The sequence below is a fragment of the Microbacterium sp. SL62 genome (assembly GCF_026672635.1).
GTDB classification, from domain to species: Bacteria; Actinomycetota; Actinomycetes; order Actinomycetales; family Microbacteriaceae; genus Microbacterium; species Microbacterium testaceum_A.
In genome coordinates this window covers 872,741-888,047 of sequence record NZ_JAPPRM010000001.1, presented here as the reverse complement: position 1 = coordinate 888,047, position 15,307 = coordinate 872,741, and the positions used below count along the sequence as shown (strand labels likewise).

Below are 15,307 nucleotides of genomic sequence, written 5' to 3'. Positions count from 1 at the left end.
CCGCAACCGGGGTTTCGGTTTCCATTCACGCGCATGCGGTCACCGCGAGAGTCGGGGTGACTCGACGGCGGGAGAGAAGTACCCCATGAGCAGGTTCGCCCGGAAAGTCGCCCTCGTCACCGGCGGAGGAAGCGGAATCGGCGCCGCCATCGCGCGGCAGCTCGGCAGAGAAGGCGCCTCGGTGATCGTCACCGACATCAACCTCGAGGCCGCCGAACGCGTCGCCCAGGAGATCACCGTCGTCGGCGGCACCGCCACCGCGTTCGCGCAGAACACCGCGAAGTGGCAGGACTCCGAGTCGGCCGTCGAATTCGCGAAGAAGACCTACGGCGGACTCCACCTGGCGGTGAACAACGCCGGCATCGGCGGTCAAGCCGCGACCATCGGCGACTACGACATCGAGTCGTGGGACCGCGTGCGCGCGATCAACCTCGACGGCGTCTTCTACGGGCTGAAGTTCCAGCTCCCCGCGATCGTCGCCTCCGGTGGCGGAGCGATCGTGAATATGGCATCCGTCCTCGGCTCGGTGGGCATCGCTCAGAGCTCCGCCTATGTGGCGGCCAAGCACGCCCTCGTCGGGCTCACCAAGGTCGCCGCGCTGGAGTACACCGCCCAGGGCGTGCGCACCAACGCCGTCGGCCCCGGATTCATCGACACTCCCCTGGTGCGCGCGAGCCTGTCGCCCGAGGCGCTGACCCACCTCGAGAACGAGCACGCCGCCGGCCGCCTCGGCACGGACGACGAAGTCGCCGCCCTCACGCTGTTCCTGCTGAGCGACGACGCGTCGTTCATCTCGGGGAGCTACCACCTCGTCGACGGCGGATACTCCGCCCACTGATCCGACCCCACCGGGCCCGCCGCGGCGGGCCCGGTGCTGCCTGCCGGGGCCGCGCGGGTGTGGCCAGGGCCCGCTTGGGCGGTGCGGGGCGATAGACCGCACTTCGTGGGACATGCCTCGACACTTTCCGGGACACGGATTGACGCGAGGGGAGATGCGGGTCGCTCACCCCCCAGACCATGTCCCACTTTTGGCTGCCTGGGGCCACGGCGAACAGCACTTTCTGGGACATGCCCCGACACTTTCTGGGACACGGATCGATGCGAGGGGGCCGTGGGTCGCTCGCCCCCAGACCATGTCCCACTTCTGGCGGCCTAGGGCGCGCCAAGACAGCACTTTCTGGGACATGCGCGACCCAGGGGGGACGCCAGGCCGCGGGCGGAACGGGGCGTTTCGCAGGGTCGTGCGGCAGAATGGTCCCGGAGGTTTCCATGAGCGATCCGATCCCGACGATGCCGTCATCTGCGGATGCCGCCGGGACCAGCCCCGTGCCACTCGTGCACGCGGCGGCCGAGTGCCCGAAGTGCTTCACCGAACTGCAGAGCGATCGCGACTGGTGGCGTGCGCGCCCCGCCGGTTCGCGGCTGGTCGGCCTCGTGGTCTCACGCCCCGACATGGAGACCGTCAAGCAACAGCGCGACGATCTCACGCGCTTCGGCGTGCCGATCGAGGGCTTCCGTCACCCGGCGCCCGAGACCCTCGAGGGATGGTCCAACAGACTCGACCGGTTCTTCGGAACGCTGACGCGCGGTGACGTGCTCGTCGTCGCGAGCGTGCACGCTCTCGGGCTGACGCGCGAGGACGAGACCCGCGCCGTCGCGGACCTTCGTCGACGCGGCGTGATGGTCAAAGTCCTCTCTCACGGCGATCGCCACCTGCACGACGCGACCCTTCCAACACGCGGCTGAGGCACTCCTGCCGACAGTCGGTGAGCGGCGCCGACGGGCGCGGTGACCGCGCTCGCGACGCGTTGAACCACGGCCCGGCGCGAGGGCGGCGACCCGACCGGGCCCGGGGGCGACAACTGCCCTCGTGCCGCGCGACGGCCTCGGCCCCATGACGGGACCGCGCCCGTGCGCCTGACCGCCGAGTCGCCGGTCAGACCCCGACGTATCGGGCGAGGTGCTCGCCGGTGAGCGTCTCCCGCTTCGCGACGAGATCGGCCGGCGTCCCCTCGAAGACGATCGCGCCGCCGTCGCGGCCCGCACCCGGCCCCAGATCGATGATCCAATCGGCGTGCGCCATCACCGCCTGGTGGTGCTCGATCACGACGACCGTGTTGCCGGCATCCACCAACTGATCCAGCAGTCGCAAGAGGGTGTCGACGTCCGCCAAATGCAGCCCCGTCGTGGGCTCGTCGAGGACGTACACGGCCCCCGTCTTGGCCATCGAGATCGCGAGCTTGAGCCGTTGGCGTTCTCCACCCGACAGGGTGTTGAGGGACTGGCCGAGCGTCAGATACCCGAGTCCGACATCGCGGAGGCGCCCCAGGACGGCCGCCGCCGGGCCTTTGACCAGGAACTCCGCCGCCTCATCGACCGACATGGCGAGAACCTCGGCGATGTTCTTTCCGTCGAGCGTGTACTCGAGCACGTCGTCCGAGAAGCCGGTGCCACCGCAGAGCTCGCACACCGTCTCGACCGTCGACTGGAAACCCAGCTGGGTGACGATGACACCGAGCCCCTTGCAGGCCGGACACGCCCCCTCACTGTTGGCGCTGAACAGCGCCGGCTTCACTCCGTTCGCCTTGGCGAAGGCGGCGCGCACCGCGTCGAGGATGCCGGTATAGGTCGCCGGGCTGCTGCGCCGCGACCCCTTGATGGCGGTCTGGTCGACGACCACCACGTCGTCGAACGCGGGCAGATTGCCGTGGATGAGCGACGACTTTCCCGATCCCGCGACGCCCGTCACGACGGTGAGGACCCCCGTGGGCACGTCGACGTCGACGTCACGCAGGTTGTGTTGAGAGGCCCCGCGGATCGAGAGGACCCCGGTCGCCGTCCGGACGGCGTCCTTCAGCCGAGCTCGGTGGTCGAGGAAGCGTCCCGTCAACGTCGCGGAGGCCCGAAGTCCGGCGACGTCGCCCTCGAACTGGATGGTCCCGCCGCCGCGCCCCGCGCGCGGACCGAGGTCGACGACGTGGTCGGCGATCTCGATCACCTCGGGTTTGTGTTCCACGACGAGCACCGTGTTGCCCTTGTCGCGCAGCTGCAGCAGGGTCTCGTTCATGCGCTGGATGTCGTGCGGGTGCAGCCCTGCCGTGGGCTCGTCGAACACGTAGGTGATGTCGCTCAGGCTCGATCCGAGGTGGCGGATCATCTTCGTCCGTTGCGCCTCGCCACCCGACAGCGTGCCGCTCGCGCGATCCAATGACAGATACCCGAGCCCGATATGCACGAAGGCGTCGAGGGTCTCGCGCAGGCCCTGGATGAGGGGAGCGACCGTCGGGTCGTCGATTGTGCGCACCCAGGCAGCGAGGTCGGTGATCTGCATGGCCGCGGCATCCGCGATGTTGACCTCGCCGATGCGCGATGAGCGAGCACCCTCGTTGAGGCGGGTACCCCCGCACGCCGGGCACGCCACGAAGGTGACGGCTCGATCGACGAAAGCGCGGATGTGGGGCTGCAGGGCGTCGCGATCCTTCTGCAGCATGCTCTTGGTGACCTTGGGCACGAGGCCTTCGTAGGTCATGTTCGTGTTGGCGATGCGGACCTTGGTCTGCTCTTTGTAGAGGAAGTCCCGACGTTCCTGCTCGCTGAACTCGCCCACCGGCTTGTCGGCGTCGACGAAGCCCGACTCGCTGTAGACGCGCACCATCCACCCGTCGGCGGTGTAACCCGGCACCAGGATCGCCCCGGCGTTCAGCGAGAGTGTCGGATCGACGAGCTGGTCGAGGTCGATGTCGCTGATCTGGCCGAGCCCCTCGCAGTCGGGACACATCCCGCCCGTGATCTCGAACGATCGGCGCTCTTTCTGCCCCTTCTTGGCACCGGTCGCAATGGTCACGGCACCCGCGCCCGACACGGAAGGGACGTTGAACGAGAAGGCTTGAGACGACCCGACGTGCGGCTGACCGAGCCTGCTGAAGAGCACTCGCAGCATGGCGTGCACGTCGGTCGCCGTGCCGACGGTGGAGCGCGCGTTGGCGGCCATCCGTTCCTGATCGACCCGGATGGTGGCGCTGAGGTTCTCGAGCGCGTCGACGTCGGGACGGGACAGCTCACCCATGAACTGCTGCACGAACGTGGGGTACGTCTCGTTGATGAGCCGCTGCGACTCCGCGGCGATCGTCCCGAAGACGAGCGATGACTTGCCCGACCCGCTGACTCCCGTGAAAACGGTCAGCCGACGTTTGGGCACGTCGAGGTCGACGTTCTTGAGGTTGTTCTCGCGGGCACCGCGAACGCGGATGACGTCGTGGGTGTCGGGACCGTTCATGCGCTGCTCCTCGGGTCGCCCCCTAGTGTGGCGGAGACCTCCGACATCCGCGAGACGTGCCCGCGCGAGGACGCTGGATCCCCGGCCTGCCCGCGTCGACGGTGACGACTCCGTGAAACGACGAGGCCCCCGCAGACGGATCTGCGGGGGCCTCGTCACGTGGATCAGCCCTGGGCGCGACGGTTCGTGCGGGGGCTGCGAGCGCCGACGACCATCCCGGTCGTGGGGGTTCCGGATGCCGAGCGGCCCGCGCCCTGCGAACGCGAGGCGCCCGCTCCGGCGCGCTGTCCGCCACCGGCGCCCTGGCCGCGACCGGCACCGGAGCGCTGGCCCTGGCTGCGTCCGCCCTGGGGCGCGTGGCCCGCGGCGGCGGGGGCATCGGCCGAGGGACCGCCGGCGCCACGGCCACGGCGACGACGTCCGCCGCCGGCGGATGCGGCGTCCGCACCCTGGGCGCGCTCGGCGCGCTTGCGCTGGGCGTTCGCGCCCTGCGAGCGTCCGCCGCCCTGGGACTGCGCGACGATCGGCTCGGGCTTGACGTACGGAGCGACCTCGCCGACCAGGGCGACGACCTCGGGAGAGGTCGGCGTGACGGCCGTGGGCGTGGCCGAGATCTTGGCCTTGCGAAGGATGTCGAGGGTGTCGCGACGCTGCTCGGGGAGCATGATCGTGACGACGTCACCGGCGGTGCCGGCACGGGCGGTACGGCCCGAGCGGTGCAGGTACGCCTTGTGCTCGACGGGCGGGTCGACGTGGACGACGAGCTCGACACCGTCGACGTGCACGCCGCGGGCGGCGACGTCGGTCGCGACGAGCACCTTGGCGCGGCCATCGCCGAAGGCGGCGAGGTTGCGGTCGCGCTGCGGCTGCGACAGGTTTCCGTGCAGGTCGACCGAGGGGATGCCCGCGGCCGTCAGGGCCTTCGCCAGCTTCTTGGCCTGGTGCTTGGTGCGCATGAACAGGATGCGGCGCGCGGTGCCCGAGGCGAGGGTCTGCACGAGCTCCTTCTTGGCGTCGGCGTCGGCGGGGGCGAAGACGTGGTGGGTCATCGCGGCGACGTGCGAGTGCGCCTCGTCGACCGAGTGCAGCACCTCGTTGCGCAGGAAGCGCTTGACGAGCTTGTCCACACCGTTGTCGAGGGTGGCCGAGAACAGCATGCGCTGGCCGTTGGCGGGCGTGCGCGACAGCAGACGCGTGACACCGGGGAGGAAGCCGAGGTCGGCCATGTGGTCGGCCTCGTCGAGCACGGTGATCTCGACGTCGTCGAGACTCGCGTGGCCCTGACCGATGAGGTCTTCGAGGCGACCGGGGCACGCGACGAGGATGTCGACGCCGCCGTTGAACGCGTCGACCTGGCGCTTCTGGTTCACGCCGCCGTACACGGTGGTGGTGACCAGGCCGTAGGCCGCGGCGAGGGGCTTGATGACCTCGTCGATCTGGTTGGCGAGCTCGCGGGTGGGAGCGAGCACGAGGGCGCGCGGCTTGCGGCCACGACGGCGGTCGTTCTTGCCGGCGAGGCGCGCGACGAGGGGAAGAGAGAAGGCGAGGGTCTTGCCCGAGCCGGTCTTGCCGCGGCCGAGCACGTCACGGCCGGCGAGGGTGTCGGGCAGGGTGTCTGCCTGGATGGGGAACGCGTCGTTCTTGCCCTGCGAGGCGAGAACGTCGACGAGGGGGGCGGGCACGCCGAGGTCGGCGAAAGTCTGGGACGTCATGAATACTCCAGCCGCGGCGCAGGCGCGCACGGCGGTTCGGGATGCCGCGATGCTGCGGCTGCAGGGGGCGAAGGCGCCGGGTGGCGCATCCGTTCGCCGTGAAGGTCAAAGGCCCAACGAAAGGGGGCCGGTGCGTTCGACGACGCAGGGAGCGAATGCTCCCGATGAGTCCAGTCTAGCGGTGCGTCACGCGGCCGCGCGCCAGCAGCCCGCCACGTGGTCGTCGACCATGCCCGATGACTGCATGAGCGCGTACATCGTGGTCGGGCCGACGAAGCGGAAACCGCGGCGGCGGAGCTCCTTGCTGAGAGCTGTCGATTCGGGGGTGACGGCGGGGACGTCGGCGAACAGGCGAGGCGGGGTGTGCGTGGCCGGCGCGAACGACCACATGAGCGTGTCGAGCTCACCCTCGGCCATCTCTGCGACGATGCCGGCGTTCCCGATCACGGCCTCGATCTTCGCGCGGTTGCGGACGATGCCGGCATCCTGCATCAATCGCTCGACGTCGTCGGGGCCGAACGCCGCCACCGCGGCGGGGTCGAACCCGTCGAACACCTCGCGGAAGCGCGGACGCTTGCGCAGGATCGTGATCCACGACAGCCCCGCTTGGAAGCCCTCGAGGCTCATCTTCTCGAACAGCGGACGGTCGCCGTGCAGGGCGGTACCCCACTCTTCGTCGTGATACCGCTGGTACTCGGCGTCGGCGCCGGCCCACGCGCAGCGGGCGGTGCCGTCGAGACCGATCAGGACGTCGCTCATCACCTCAGGCTAGAGCCGACCACCGACACGGCGCGGCAGCGCGAAGAGACGCGAAGAGACGCGAAGCGGACGGCGGCGCCCCCCTTCCGACCGCCGTCCGCTTCGCGCGTCACTTGGCGGGCTTCTTCTCCGGGATCGGAGCGGTGCCCGCGGCCTTCTGCGCCGCGTAGTACGACGCGGCTTCGTTCTGACGGTCGTCTTCGACGCCCGACGCGATCGAGGCACGGATGTGCTCGGGGCCGTAGCCGAAAGCGTCGACGAGGTCCTGCGCGTGCGGACGGAGCCGCGTGCAGAGGCGGTCGATGTAGCTCGATACGGCCGCGCCGCGCTGCGTCGACAGGCGTCCGTTGATCAGGTACCAGGCGAGGTGCTTCTCGATGAGCTGCAGGCCGAACACGTCGCGCAGCCAGGTGAGCACCGTCAGGGTGTCGCGGTCCGTGATGCGGTTGATCGCATCGGTGAACGCCTCCCACTGAAGCAGCTCGCCGTGAGCTCGCGCGGCCTCGATCAGCTGCGCCTGGTTCTCGTTGAAGAGCGCGGCGGCATCTTCACGGGAGAGCTTGGATGCCGGACGGAGACGCCCGGCGATGTCGGCGATCATCTGCTGGACGCGTCCCGCCAGCAGCTCGTGCTGCTGCTCGGCGCGGAGCCCCTTCTCGACGGAGCGCGCCGTCGACCCGAAGTCGCTGACCGCCTGCCCGAGCTGACGCATCCCGGCACCGTGGAATAGCTTGCCGGCGGTCTGACCGACGGCGAAGGCGGCGAGCTGCTTGGCATCCTTGCCCTTGAACTGCTTGGCGTAGTCGGCGAGAAGTCGCTTGCCGACCAGCTGCAGCAGGATGTTGTTGTCGCCCTCGAAGGTGACGTAGATGTCGAGGTCGGCGCGCAGGCCCACGAGGCGGTTCTCGAACAGGAAGCCCTGTCCGCCGCATGCCTCGCGCGACTCCTGCAGGGTGTCGAGGGCGTGCCAGGTCGACAGCGGCTTGAGCGCGGCGGCGAGGGTCTCGAGGTCTTCGCGGTCGGCATCCGTATCGAGGCGGCCGCTGAAGACGCCGTCGAACTTCTGCAGGAACTCGTCGTGCGCGAAGATCTGCGCGTACGTGGTCGCCAAACGCGGGAGCAGGCGACGCTGATGCTTGCCGTAGTCGAGCAGGGTCACCTCGGGGGTGCCGTTGCCCGAGTCGAACTGGCGCCGCTGATTGCCGTACGTGATCGCGATGATGAGGCCGATGGCCGAGGCCCACGCGGCGGCGCCGTCGAGCGAGACGCGACCCTGCACGAGCGTGCCGAGCATGGTGAAGAACCGGCGACCCGGGCTCGCGATGTCGCTCGAGTAGGTGCCGTCGGCGGCGACGTCGCCGTAGCGGTTGAGCAGGTTCGTGCGGGGCACGCGCACCTGGTCGAAATGCAGGCGTCCGTTGTCGATGCCGTTCAGGCCGCCCTTGAGGCCGTCGTCTTCGCCGCCGATACCGGGAAGGAAGTTGCCGTCGTCGTCGCGGAGGGGCACGTAGAAGCAGTGCACTCCATGGTTCACGCCCTGGGTGATGAGCTGGGCGAACACCGTCGCCGCCTTGCCGTGAACGGCGGCGTTACCGAGGTAGTCCTTCCAGGCGCCGCGGAACGGCGTGTGGATGACGAACTCCTCGGTCTCGGGGTCGTAGGTCGCCGTCGTGCCGATCGCCGAGACGTCGGATCCGTGGCCGGTCTCGGTCATCGCAAAGGCGCCGGGAATCTCGAGGCTCATGATGCCCGGCAGCCACTTGTCGTGGTGCTCCCGGGTTCCGAGCTGGAGGACCGCCGAGCCGAACAGGCCCCACTGCACCCCCGACTTGATCTGGAGGCTCGGGTCGGCGGCGACGAGCTCCTCGAAGCCGGCGATGTTGGCACCGTTGTTCTCTTCACCGCCCAGACGCTTGGGGAACGCGCGGTGCACGGCCTTGTTCTGGACGAGCAGGTGCAGCTGGCTGAGGGTGCGCTCGCGGTGCGCGTCCATCCCGAGACTGTCGTCGCGCCACAGGGCGGGATCCTTGATCATCTCGCGCGCCTGGCGACGGGTGTCGCCCCAGGTGCCGAGAAGCAGGTCGGTGACACGCTCGGTGTCGATGCGGGCTTCGGAGGCCTCCGCGGCACTGTGCGGTGCGGTCGGGGCACCCCCGACGGGCGTACGCGTGCTCGTGGCGGGCGTGGTGGGACGGACGGCGGCGTCGGTCATTTCGGCACCTTTCGACGTTGCAAAGGACTCTCACCACGGTAGGTGTCCCACAACGCCAGCCCAAACACCCTGTGCGATACCGACAACAACGCCGCGTCTCGTCTCGACGGGTCGTTGTGGGTGGTCAACATTCCCGAGTGTGCGCTGAGCGCCGAGTGGATGCCGCGGGCACGGGCGCGCGAGAGCGCAGTGCGGCCTGCCTTCTGGCGCGCGGCGGGTCTCGTCAGTTCGCGGCGACGACGGTCAGGATCCCGTCGCCGTACGCTTCCCGCTTCTTCGCGCCGATGCCGGTGATCCCGTCGAGGTCGCCGACCGAGCTCGGGCGCGCGGCCGCGATCGCTCGCAGAGTCGCGTCGCCGAACACGATGTAGGCCGGTACGCCCTGCTCGCGAGCCTTCTCGGCGCGCCACGCGCGGAGCGCCTCGAACAGGTCGCGGTCACCGGCGGCGACGTCGTCGGCGCTTGACTTGCGCTGACGGCTGCCACCCCCGCCTCCCCCGGTGCGTCCGAGAGCGTCGCGGCGCAACGGCACGGGCGTCTCGCCGCGCAGGACGCCGGCCGAGGCCTCGCTGAGGGCGAGCGTGCCGTAGTCGCCTTGCGCGACGATGATGCCGCGCGCGAGCAGCTGACGGATCACGCTGCGCCAGTCCTGGTCGGACAGATCGGCGCCGAGGCCGTAGGTGCTGAGCCGGTCGTGGCCCTGCTGCGCGATGCGTTCGGTCTTCGCTCCGCGCAGGATGTCGATGAGATGACCCGCGCCGAAGGCCTGGCCGCGCTCGCGCTGCAGGCGCACGATCGTGGAGAGAAGCTTCTGCGCCGCGACGAGGCCGTCCCAGGTGTCGGGCGGCGTCAGACACGTGTCGCAGTTGCCGCACGGCTCGGATCGCTGCCCGAAGTAGTCGAGGAGGTTCTGCCGACGGCATCCGACCGTCTCGCAGAGGGCGAGCATCGCGTCGAGGTGCTGGCCGAGACGCATCTTGTACGACCGATCGCCCGGCGACTGGTCGATCATTCGACGCTGCTGGACCACGTCGCCCAGACCGTACGCCATCCATACGGTCGAGGGATCGCCGTCGCGCCCGGCGCGGCCGGTCTCTTGGTAGTACCCCTCGACAGATTTGGGCAGGTCGATGTGCGCGACGAAACGCACGTCGGGCTTGTCGATCCCCATGCCGAAGGCGATCGTGGCGACCATGATCACGCCGTCGTCGCGGAGGAAACGCGACTGATTGGCTGCGCGCACGGAAGCGTCGAGACCCGCGTGGTACGGCAGAGCGTCGAGGCCCTGGGCGCTGAGATAGGCCGCCGTCTGCTCCACACTCTTGCGACTCAACGCGTAGACGATGCCGGCGGAGCCCTCGGGCTGCGAGCGGATGAACTGCACCAGCTGCCGCCGCGGGTCGACCTTGGCGTCGATGCGGTACTGGATGTTGGGGCGGTCGAAGCTCGCGACGAACCCGCGCGCGTCGCGCAGGCGCAGCCGCTCGACGATCTCTTGCGCGGTCGCGGGGGTGGCCGTGGCAGTGAGGGCCATGCGCGGGACATCGGGGAACCGGTCGGCGAGGTCGCCGAGGGCGAGGTAATCGGGCCGGAAGTCGTGGCCCCATTGCGACACGCAGTGCGCCTCGTCGATGGCGATGACGCTGAGCCGACCGCGCGCGAGGAAGGCCAGGGTCTGCGCGCCGTTGAGCCGCTCGGGCGCGACGTAGAGAAGGTCGAGCTCACCCGCGAGATACGCCTGCTCGACGGCCTGCCGCTCGGCGGGCGCCTGCGTGGAGTTGAGATAGCCCGCGCGCACGCCGTTGGCGATGAGGGCCTCGACCTGATCGTGCATCAGGGCGATCAGGGGGCTGACGACGAGACCCGTGCCCGGGCGTACGAGCGCGGGCACCTGGTAGGTGACGCTCTTTCCGCCACCGGTGGGCATGAGCACGACGGCGTCTCCGCCGTTCACGACGTGCTGCACGATCTCGGCTTGATCGCCGCGGAAGGCGTCGTACCCGTACACCTCGTGCAGGACCTCGCGCGGGTCCCGGCCCGTGAAGTCGCGAACGGCCGGGAGCTCTCGCGCGGTGCCGGTGACGGCCACCGCGCGCGCGAACGGGGACGACGGGTCGACCGGCGGCGGCGGCGCGTCGAAATCCTCGGGCGGAGCGAACTGGTCGGGGTCCCAGTCGGCGCCGGCGTAGGGGTCGTCGGGGAGGTCGTACGGCTCGGGCGGTGCGTCGGCGTACGACTCGGATGCGGCGCCGGGATAAGTCACCCCCCAACGGTAACCCGGGCCACCGACACGCACACCGCCCCGGCATCCATCGGGGGATGCCGGGGCGGAAGACGCTCCTGTGGAGGATCGTCGGATCAGTGCGTGGGCGGCGCGAACACCAGCTGCGAGGCGAGGAGGCCCTGCTCGCGGCTGACGATCTGCGCACGGCCAGGGGCCGCTCGCTCCGGCTTCACTCGACCGATGAGCGCCCCCTCCTCGGGGTTTCCACCGAGCAGGATGCCGGTGACGCCCAGGTCGGTGAAGCGCTGGATGATCGGGTCGTACGCGGCACGGCTGGCACCGCCCGAACGGCGGGTCAGGATGACGTGCAGACCGAGGTCGCCGGCCTGGGCCAGCAGGGGCTGCAGCACCGCGATCGGGTTGCCCTGGCTCGTGGCGACCAGGTCGTAGTCGTCGATGAGGATGAACCCCTCGGCGCCCTTCCACCAGCTGCGTTCCCGCAGCTGAGTCGGTGTGACGTCGGGCCCGGGGATACGCGTCGAGAAATACTGCGACAGGTCGTTCATCCCGCCCGTGGCCAGATCGTGCGAGGTGAGATACGCGCCGAGGTACTCGTCGGGGATCTCACCGAGCAGCGCACGGCGATAGTCGACGACGAAGATCTTCGCCTCGGCGGGCGTGTACAGCCGCTGGATCTCTTTGGCCACGCCGCGCAGGAATGACGACTTGCCCATCCCCGAGTCGCCATAGACGAACAGGTGCGGTTCTACGCGGGGGTCGATGCCGAAGGGCGACAGCTGCGCCTCTTCGATGCCCAGCAGCATCCGGCGATCGCCCGGCTCGGCGAGGGCGCGCACCTCGTCGAGGGAGATGTTCTCGGGCAGAAGGCGGAGCTTCGGCCCCGGCTCCCCGTGCCAGGCATTCGTGATCCTGCCGATCATGTCGGCGACACCGTCGGCGATCGTCGACGGGTCGTCCGAACCGTCGATGCGCGGGACGGACGTGAGCATCTGCAACTTCGACACGGCCAGACCGCGGCCGGGCTGGCCGACCGGGACGTTGGCCGCCTGCTTGCGGTCGACGTCCGAGTCGGTGGGGTCGCCCAAGCGCAGCTCGAGGCGCGTCTGAATCAGGTCCTTGAGGTTCGCGCGGATCTCGAGCCACCGATTCGCGGTGACGACGACGTGCACGCCGAAGCTGAGGCCGCGAGCGGCGATCGTCTGCACTCGTGCCTCGAGCGGCTCGAACTCCGACCGGAGCGTCGACCAGCCGTCGATGATGAGGAACACGTCGCCGAACCCGTCGTCGAGACGCCCGTCGCGCCGCCGCGAGCGATAGGTCTCGATCGAGTCGACGGCGTTGCGGCGGAAGTACTGCTCGCGCGCGTCGAGCACGGCCTCGACCTCGGCGATCGCACGGCGGACGGCCTCGGGCTCGGTGCGGGTGGCCACGCCCGAGATGTGCGGGTGCTTCTGCATCGCGGTGAAGCCACCGCCGCCGAAGTCGAGCACGAAGAACTGGAACTCCTGCGGGGTTCCGGTCAGCGCCAAGGCTGAGACGAGGGTGCGCGCGAGGGTCGACTTTCCGCTCAGCGGGGAGCCGACGATCGCCACGTGACCGGCGGCGCCGCCGAGCGACACCGTGAGGTGATCGCGACGCTGTTCGAGGGGGATGTCGACGACGCCGATCGGCACGGTGAGCGCTCCCGCTTCGCGCCAACGACGCGAGACGAGTCCGAGGGCCGGGTCCTCCGCGAGGTCGGGCATGAGCTCGTCGAGCGGGGCGGGATCGGCCAGCGGCGGCAGCCACACCTGGTGCGCCTCGGGTCCGCGGTCCTTCATGCGGTCGACGGCGATCTGAAAGGTCGAGCGCTTGTCGGCGGCCGGGGTGGTGAGCGCCGCGGGCGTGGCATCCGTGTTCTCTTCGACCGGCTCGTCGTCGGGCTGGGCGAGGGCGGTGAACACCTCGACGCGGGCCGGGCCCGTCGACCCGGACTCCAGGTCGTCCACGTTCAGACGGGCGTTGCCCTTCGGGCGGCCCGAGACGTACGCCGCGCGGAACTGCACGAGATTCTCGGTGTCGCTCTTCAGGAATCCGACTCCGGGCTCCTGCGGCAACGTGTATGCGTCGGGGGTTCCGATGATCGTGCGCGATTCGGCGGCCGAGAAGGTGCGCAGACCGATCCGGTACGACAGATACGTGTCGAGACCGCGCAGCTTTCCCTCTTCGAGCCGCTGGGATGCCAGCAGCAGGTGCACGTGCAGGGATCGACCGACGCGACCGATGTTGAGGAAGCTGTCGACGAACTCGGGCTTGGCCGTCAGCAGCTCCGAGAACTCATCGACGACGACGAGCAGAGCCGGCAACGGGGCCAGATCGGACCGACCGCCGAGGCGCGCGGTCTCGTACTCGCCGACGTTCGCGAAGTTGCCCGCGGCGCGCAGCAGCTCCTGGCGCCGCACGACCTCTCCCTGCAGGGCGTCCTGGAAGCGGTCGACGAGCGCGAGCTCGCTGCCGAGGTTGGTGATGACCGCCGACACGTGCGGCATCTCGGCCATGCCGGCGAACGTCGCGCCACCCTTGAAGTCGACGAGCACGAAGTTCAGCTGCTCGGGCGAGTGCGTCATCGCCAGCGCGAGCACGAGCGTGCGCAACACCTCGGACTTGCCCGAACCGGTCGCGCCGACCATGACGCCGTGCGGGCCCATGCCCTGCGACGCGGACTCCTTGAGGTCGAGGATGAGCGGGGTACCCGAGGGCTCCTGACCGATCGGCACGCGCAGGCGGTCGCGCTCGAGGCGGCGCGTCCACGCCTGATCGAAGTTCACCGTGCGAACGTCCGGCAGTCCGAGCAGCTCCGTGAGCTCCAGCTGCCCCTGCGTGGTCGGCGCGTCGACGACGACCATGGGCGCCGGCCGCAGCGGCATGAGCCGACGGGCGGTCGCCTCCGCCTCGGCGATGGTCATGGCATCTGGAATGAAGGTCTGGGCCCGACCCGCTCCGTCGATGAACTCGGCGGGGGCGACGACCGGCTTCGACTCGGCGCGACGGCCCCGCGTGACGACGGGCGCCTCTGCGAGCGCGACGCGCGCGACGTGGGGGTCGTCGAGTTCGTCCCAGCGCGGGGGCAGGTCGATCACGGTCACGCCCTGCGCACCCTCGAGGCCGACGAGCGGGCTGTTCGTGGGGGTCTCGACACCGTCCACGATGAGCACCACGTGCGGGGTCACTCCCCCGCCCGGAGTGAAGCGCGGACGCGTGGAGAGCTGCGGGGGCAGCATGTCGACGAGCTCGTCGAGCGATGCCGAGATCATGCGCGCGGGGCCGAGCCGGTCCTGCACACGCGACGACATCGCGTGCGGGAGCCACTTGGCCCAGTCCCACGCGGGCATCTGCGCGGGACCGGCGAGGATCGCGATGATGACGTCCTCGGGGTCGTGCAGGGTCGCGGCGGAGGCCACCAGCGAGCGCGCGAGACTGCGGACGGCGTCCTCGTCGGAGCCCACGAGCTCGATGCGCGAGTAGTCGCCGAGGGGGAATCCCAGCGGCAGATCGCGCTGCATCTCGTGGGTCAGCATGAAGCGGTGCGCGGCCGACGCGGCCACCGGGTCGAGCTGGGCCAGGGGCGGGAGCTCGGGCGCCTCGAGCGTGAGGCTGAGCGGCTGGTCGGTGACGCCGATGCGGGCGAGGAGGAACGTCTCGTCGCCGGGCTGGCGCTCCCACACGCGCGAGCGCTCCTCGGCGATGAACGGCAGAGCGGCCGGGGCCGGCATGATCCACCCGCCGTGGCGGCGCTGCTTGCGAGCCGCGACGCGCACGGTGTCGCGCAGGTCGGACAGGTAGGCGAGGTACTCGCGGCGATTGCCGAGCACCTGCGCATTGCGCTGGGCGCGCTGACGCCACCCGTTGACCGCCACGAACCCGAGGGACGACAGCAGGAACATGCCACCGATGAGGAAGCCCGTCGGCCCGCTGTTCGAGATGGTCACCATCACGATGGCGCCCACGCTGCCGAGCATCGGCAGGAGGGAGGTCAGGATGCCGCTGCCCCCCTCGTTCGGCACGAGTTCGGGGGGCGGCTGGAGCACGATCCGCCCGTTGGGCAAGGACGGCGGGGCGATGCG

At 70.0% G+C, this 15,307-nt stretch carries 8 protein-coding genes; 2 read left to right on the top strand and 6 right to left on the bottom strand.

What is annotated here, in order from left to right; all coding sequences use genetic code 11:
- Positions 1–85: 85 nt before the first annotated feature.
- On the top strand, positions 86–838 hold the full coding sequence (locus OVA26_RS04130; RefSeq protein WP_268103119.1) for an SDR family NAD(P)-dependent oxidoreductase: 753 nt from the start codon (positions 86–88) through the stop codon (positions 836–838).
- A 431-nt stretch (positions 839–1,269) separates the two neighbouring features.
- A complete protein-coding gene (locus OVA26_RS04125) occupies positions 1,270–1,746 on the top strand; it encodes a dehydrogenase (RefSeq protein WP_074695974.1) in 477 nt (158 codons plus the stop codon).
- Between the two features lie 190 nt (positions 1,747–1,936).
- Here the strand turns inward: OVA26_RS04125 and OVA26_RS04120 are convergent, their stop codons facing one another.
- From OVA26_RS04120 to eccCa, 6 genes are all read right to left on the bottom strand, one after another.
- Positions 1,937–4,276 carry an excinuclease ABC subunit UvrA gene (locus OVA26_RS04120; protein WP_268103117.1) on the bottom strand — a complete coding sequence of 780 codons (2,340 nt, stop codon included), beginning with the start codon at positions 4,274–4,276 and terminating at the stop codon, positions 1,937–1,939.
- A gap of 164 nt (positions 4,277–4,440) precedes the next feature.
- On the bottom strand, positions 4,441–5,988 hold the full coding sequence (locus OVA26_RS04115; RefSeq protein WP_268103115.1) for a DEAD/DEAH box helicase: 1,548 nt from the start codon (positions 5,986–5,988) through the stop codon (positions 4,441–4,443).
- Positions 5,989–6,174: 186 nt separating this feature from the next.
- Positions 6,175–6,747, bottom strand: a complete 573-nt coding sequence (locus tag OVA26_RS04110; RefSeq protein ID WP_074695981.1) for a DNA-3-methyladenine glycosylase I — start codon at positions 6,745–6,747, stop codon at positions 6,175–6,177.
- A 109-nt stretch (positions 6,748–6,856) separates the two neighbouring features.
- Complete coding sequence (locus OVA26_RS04105; RefSeq protein WP_268103114.1) at positions 6,857–8,959, bottom strand: acyl-CoA dehydrogenase family protein; 2,103 nt, start codon at positions 8,957–8,959, stop codon at positions 6,857–6,859.
- Positions 8,960–9,182: 223 nt separating this feature from the next.
- Positions 9,183–11,222, bottom strand: coding sequence for a DNA helicase RecQ (gene recQ / locus OVA26_RS04100; RefSeq protein WP_268103113.1), 2,040 nt, complete (start codon positions 11,220–11,222; stop codon positions 9,183–9,185).
- A 95-nt stretch (positions 11,223–11,317) separates the two neighbouring features.
- A complete protein-coding gene (eccCa, locus tag OVA26_RS04095; RefSeq protein ID WP_268103112.1) occupies positions 11,318–15,271 on the bottom strand; it encodes a type VII secretion protein EccCa in 3,954 nt (1,317 codons plus the stop codon).
- Positions 15,272–15,307: the final 36 nt, after the last annotated feature.

What these genes read in the sequence shown, in the direction of transcription:
- OVA26_RS04115 (WP_268103115.1), bottom strand. Translation starts at nt 5,988, where the DNA reads ATGACGTCCCAGACTTTCGCCGACCTCGGCGTGCCCGCCCCCCTCGTC.
- OVA26_RS04130 (WP_268103119.1), top strand. Translation starts at nt 86, where the DNA reads ATGAGCAGGTTCGCCCGGAAAGTCGCCCTCGTCACCGGCGGAGGAAGC.
- OVA26_RS04120 (WP_268103117.1), bottom strand. Translation starts at nt 4,276, where the DNA reads ATGAACGGTCCCGACACCCACGACGTCATCCGCGTTCGCGGTGCCCGC.
- OVA26_RS04125 (WP_074695974.1), top strand. Translation starts at nt 1,270, where the DNA reads ATGAGCGATCCGATCCCGACGATGCCGTCATCTGCGGATGCCGCCGGG.
- OVA26_RS04110 (WP_074695981.1), bottom strand. Translation starts at nt 6,747, where the DNA reads ATGAGCGACGTCCTGATCGGTCTCGACGGCACCGCCCGCTGCGCGTGG.
- OVA26_RS04105 (WP_268103114.1), bottom strand. Translation starts at nt 8,959, where the DNA reads ATGACCGACGCCGCCGTCCGTCCCACCACGCCCGCCACGAGCACGCGT.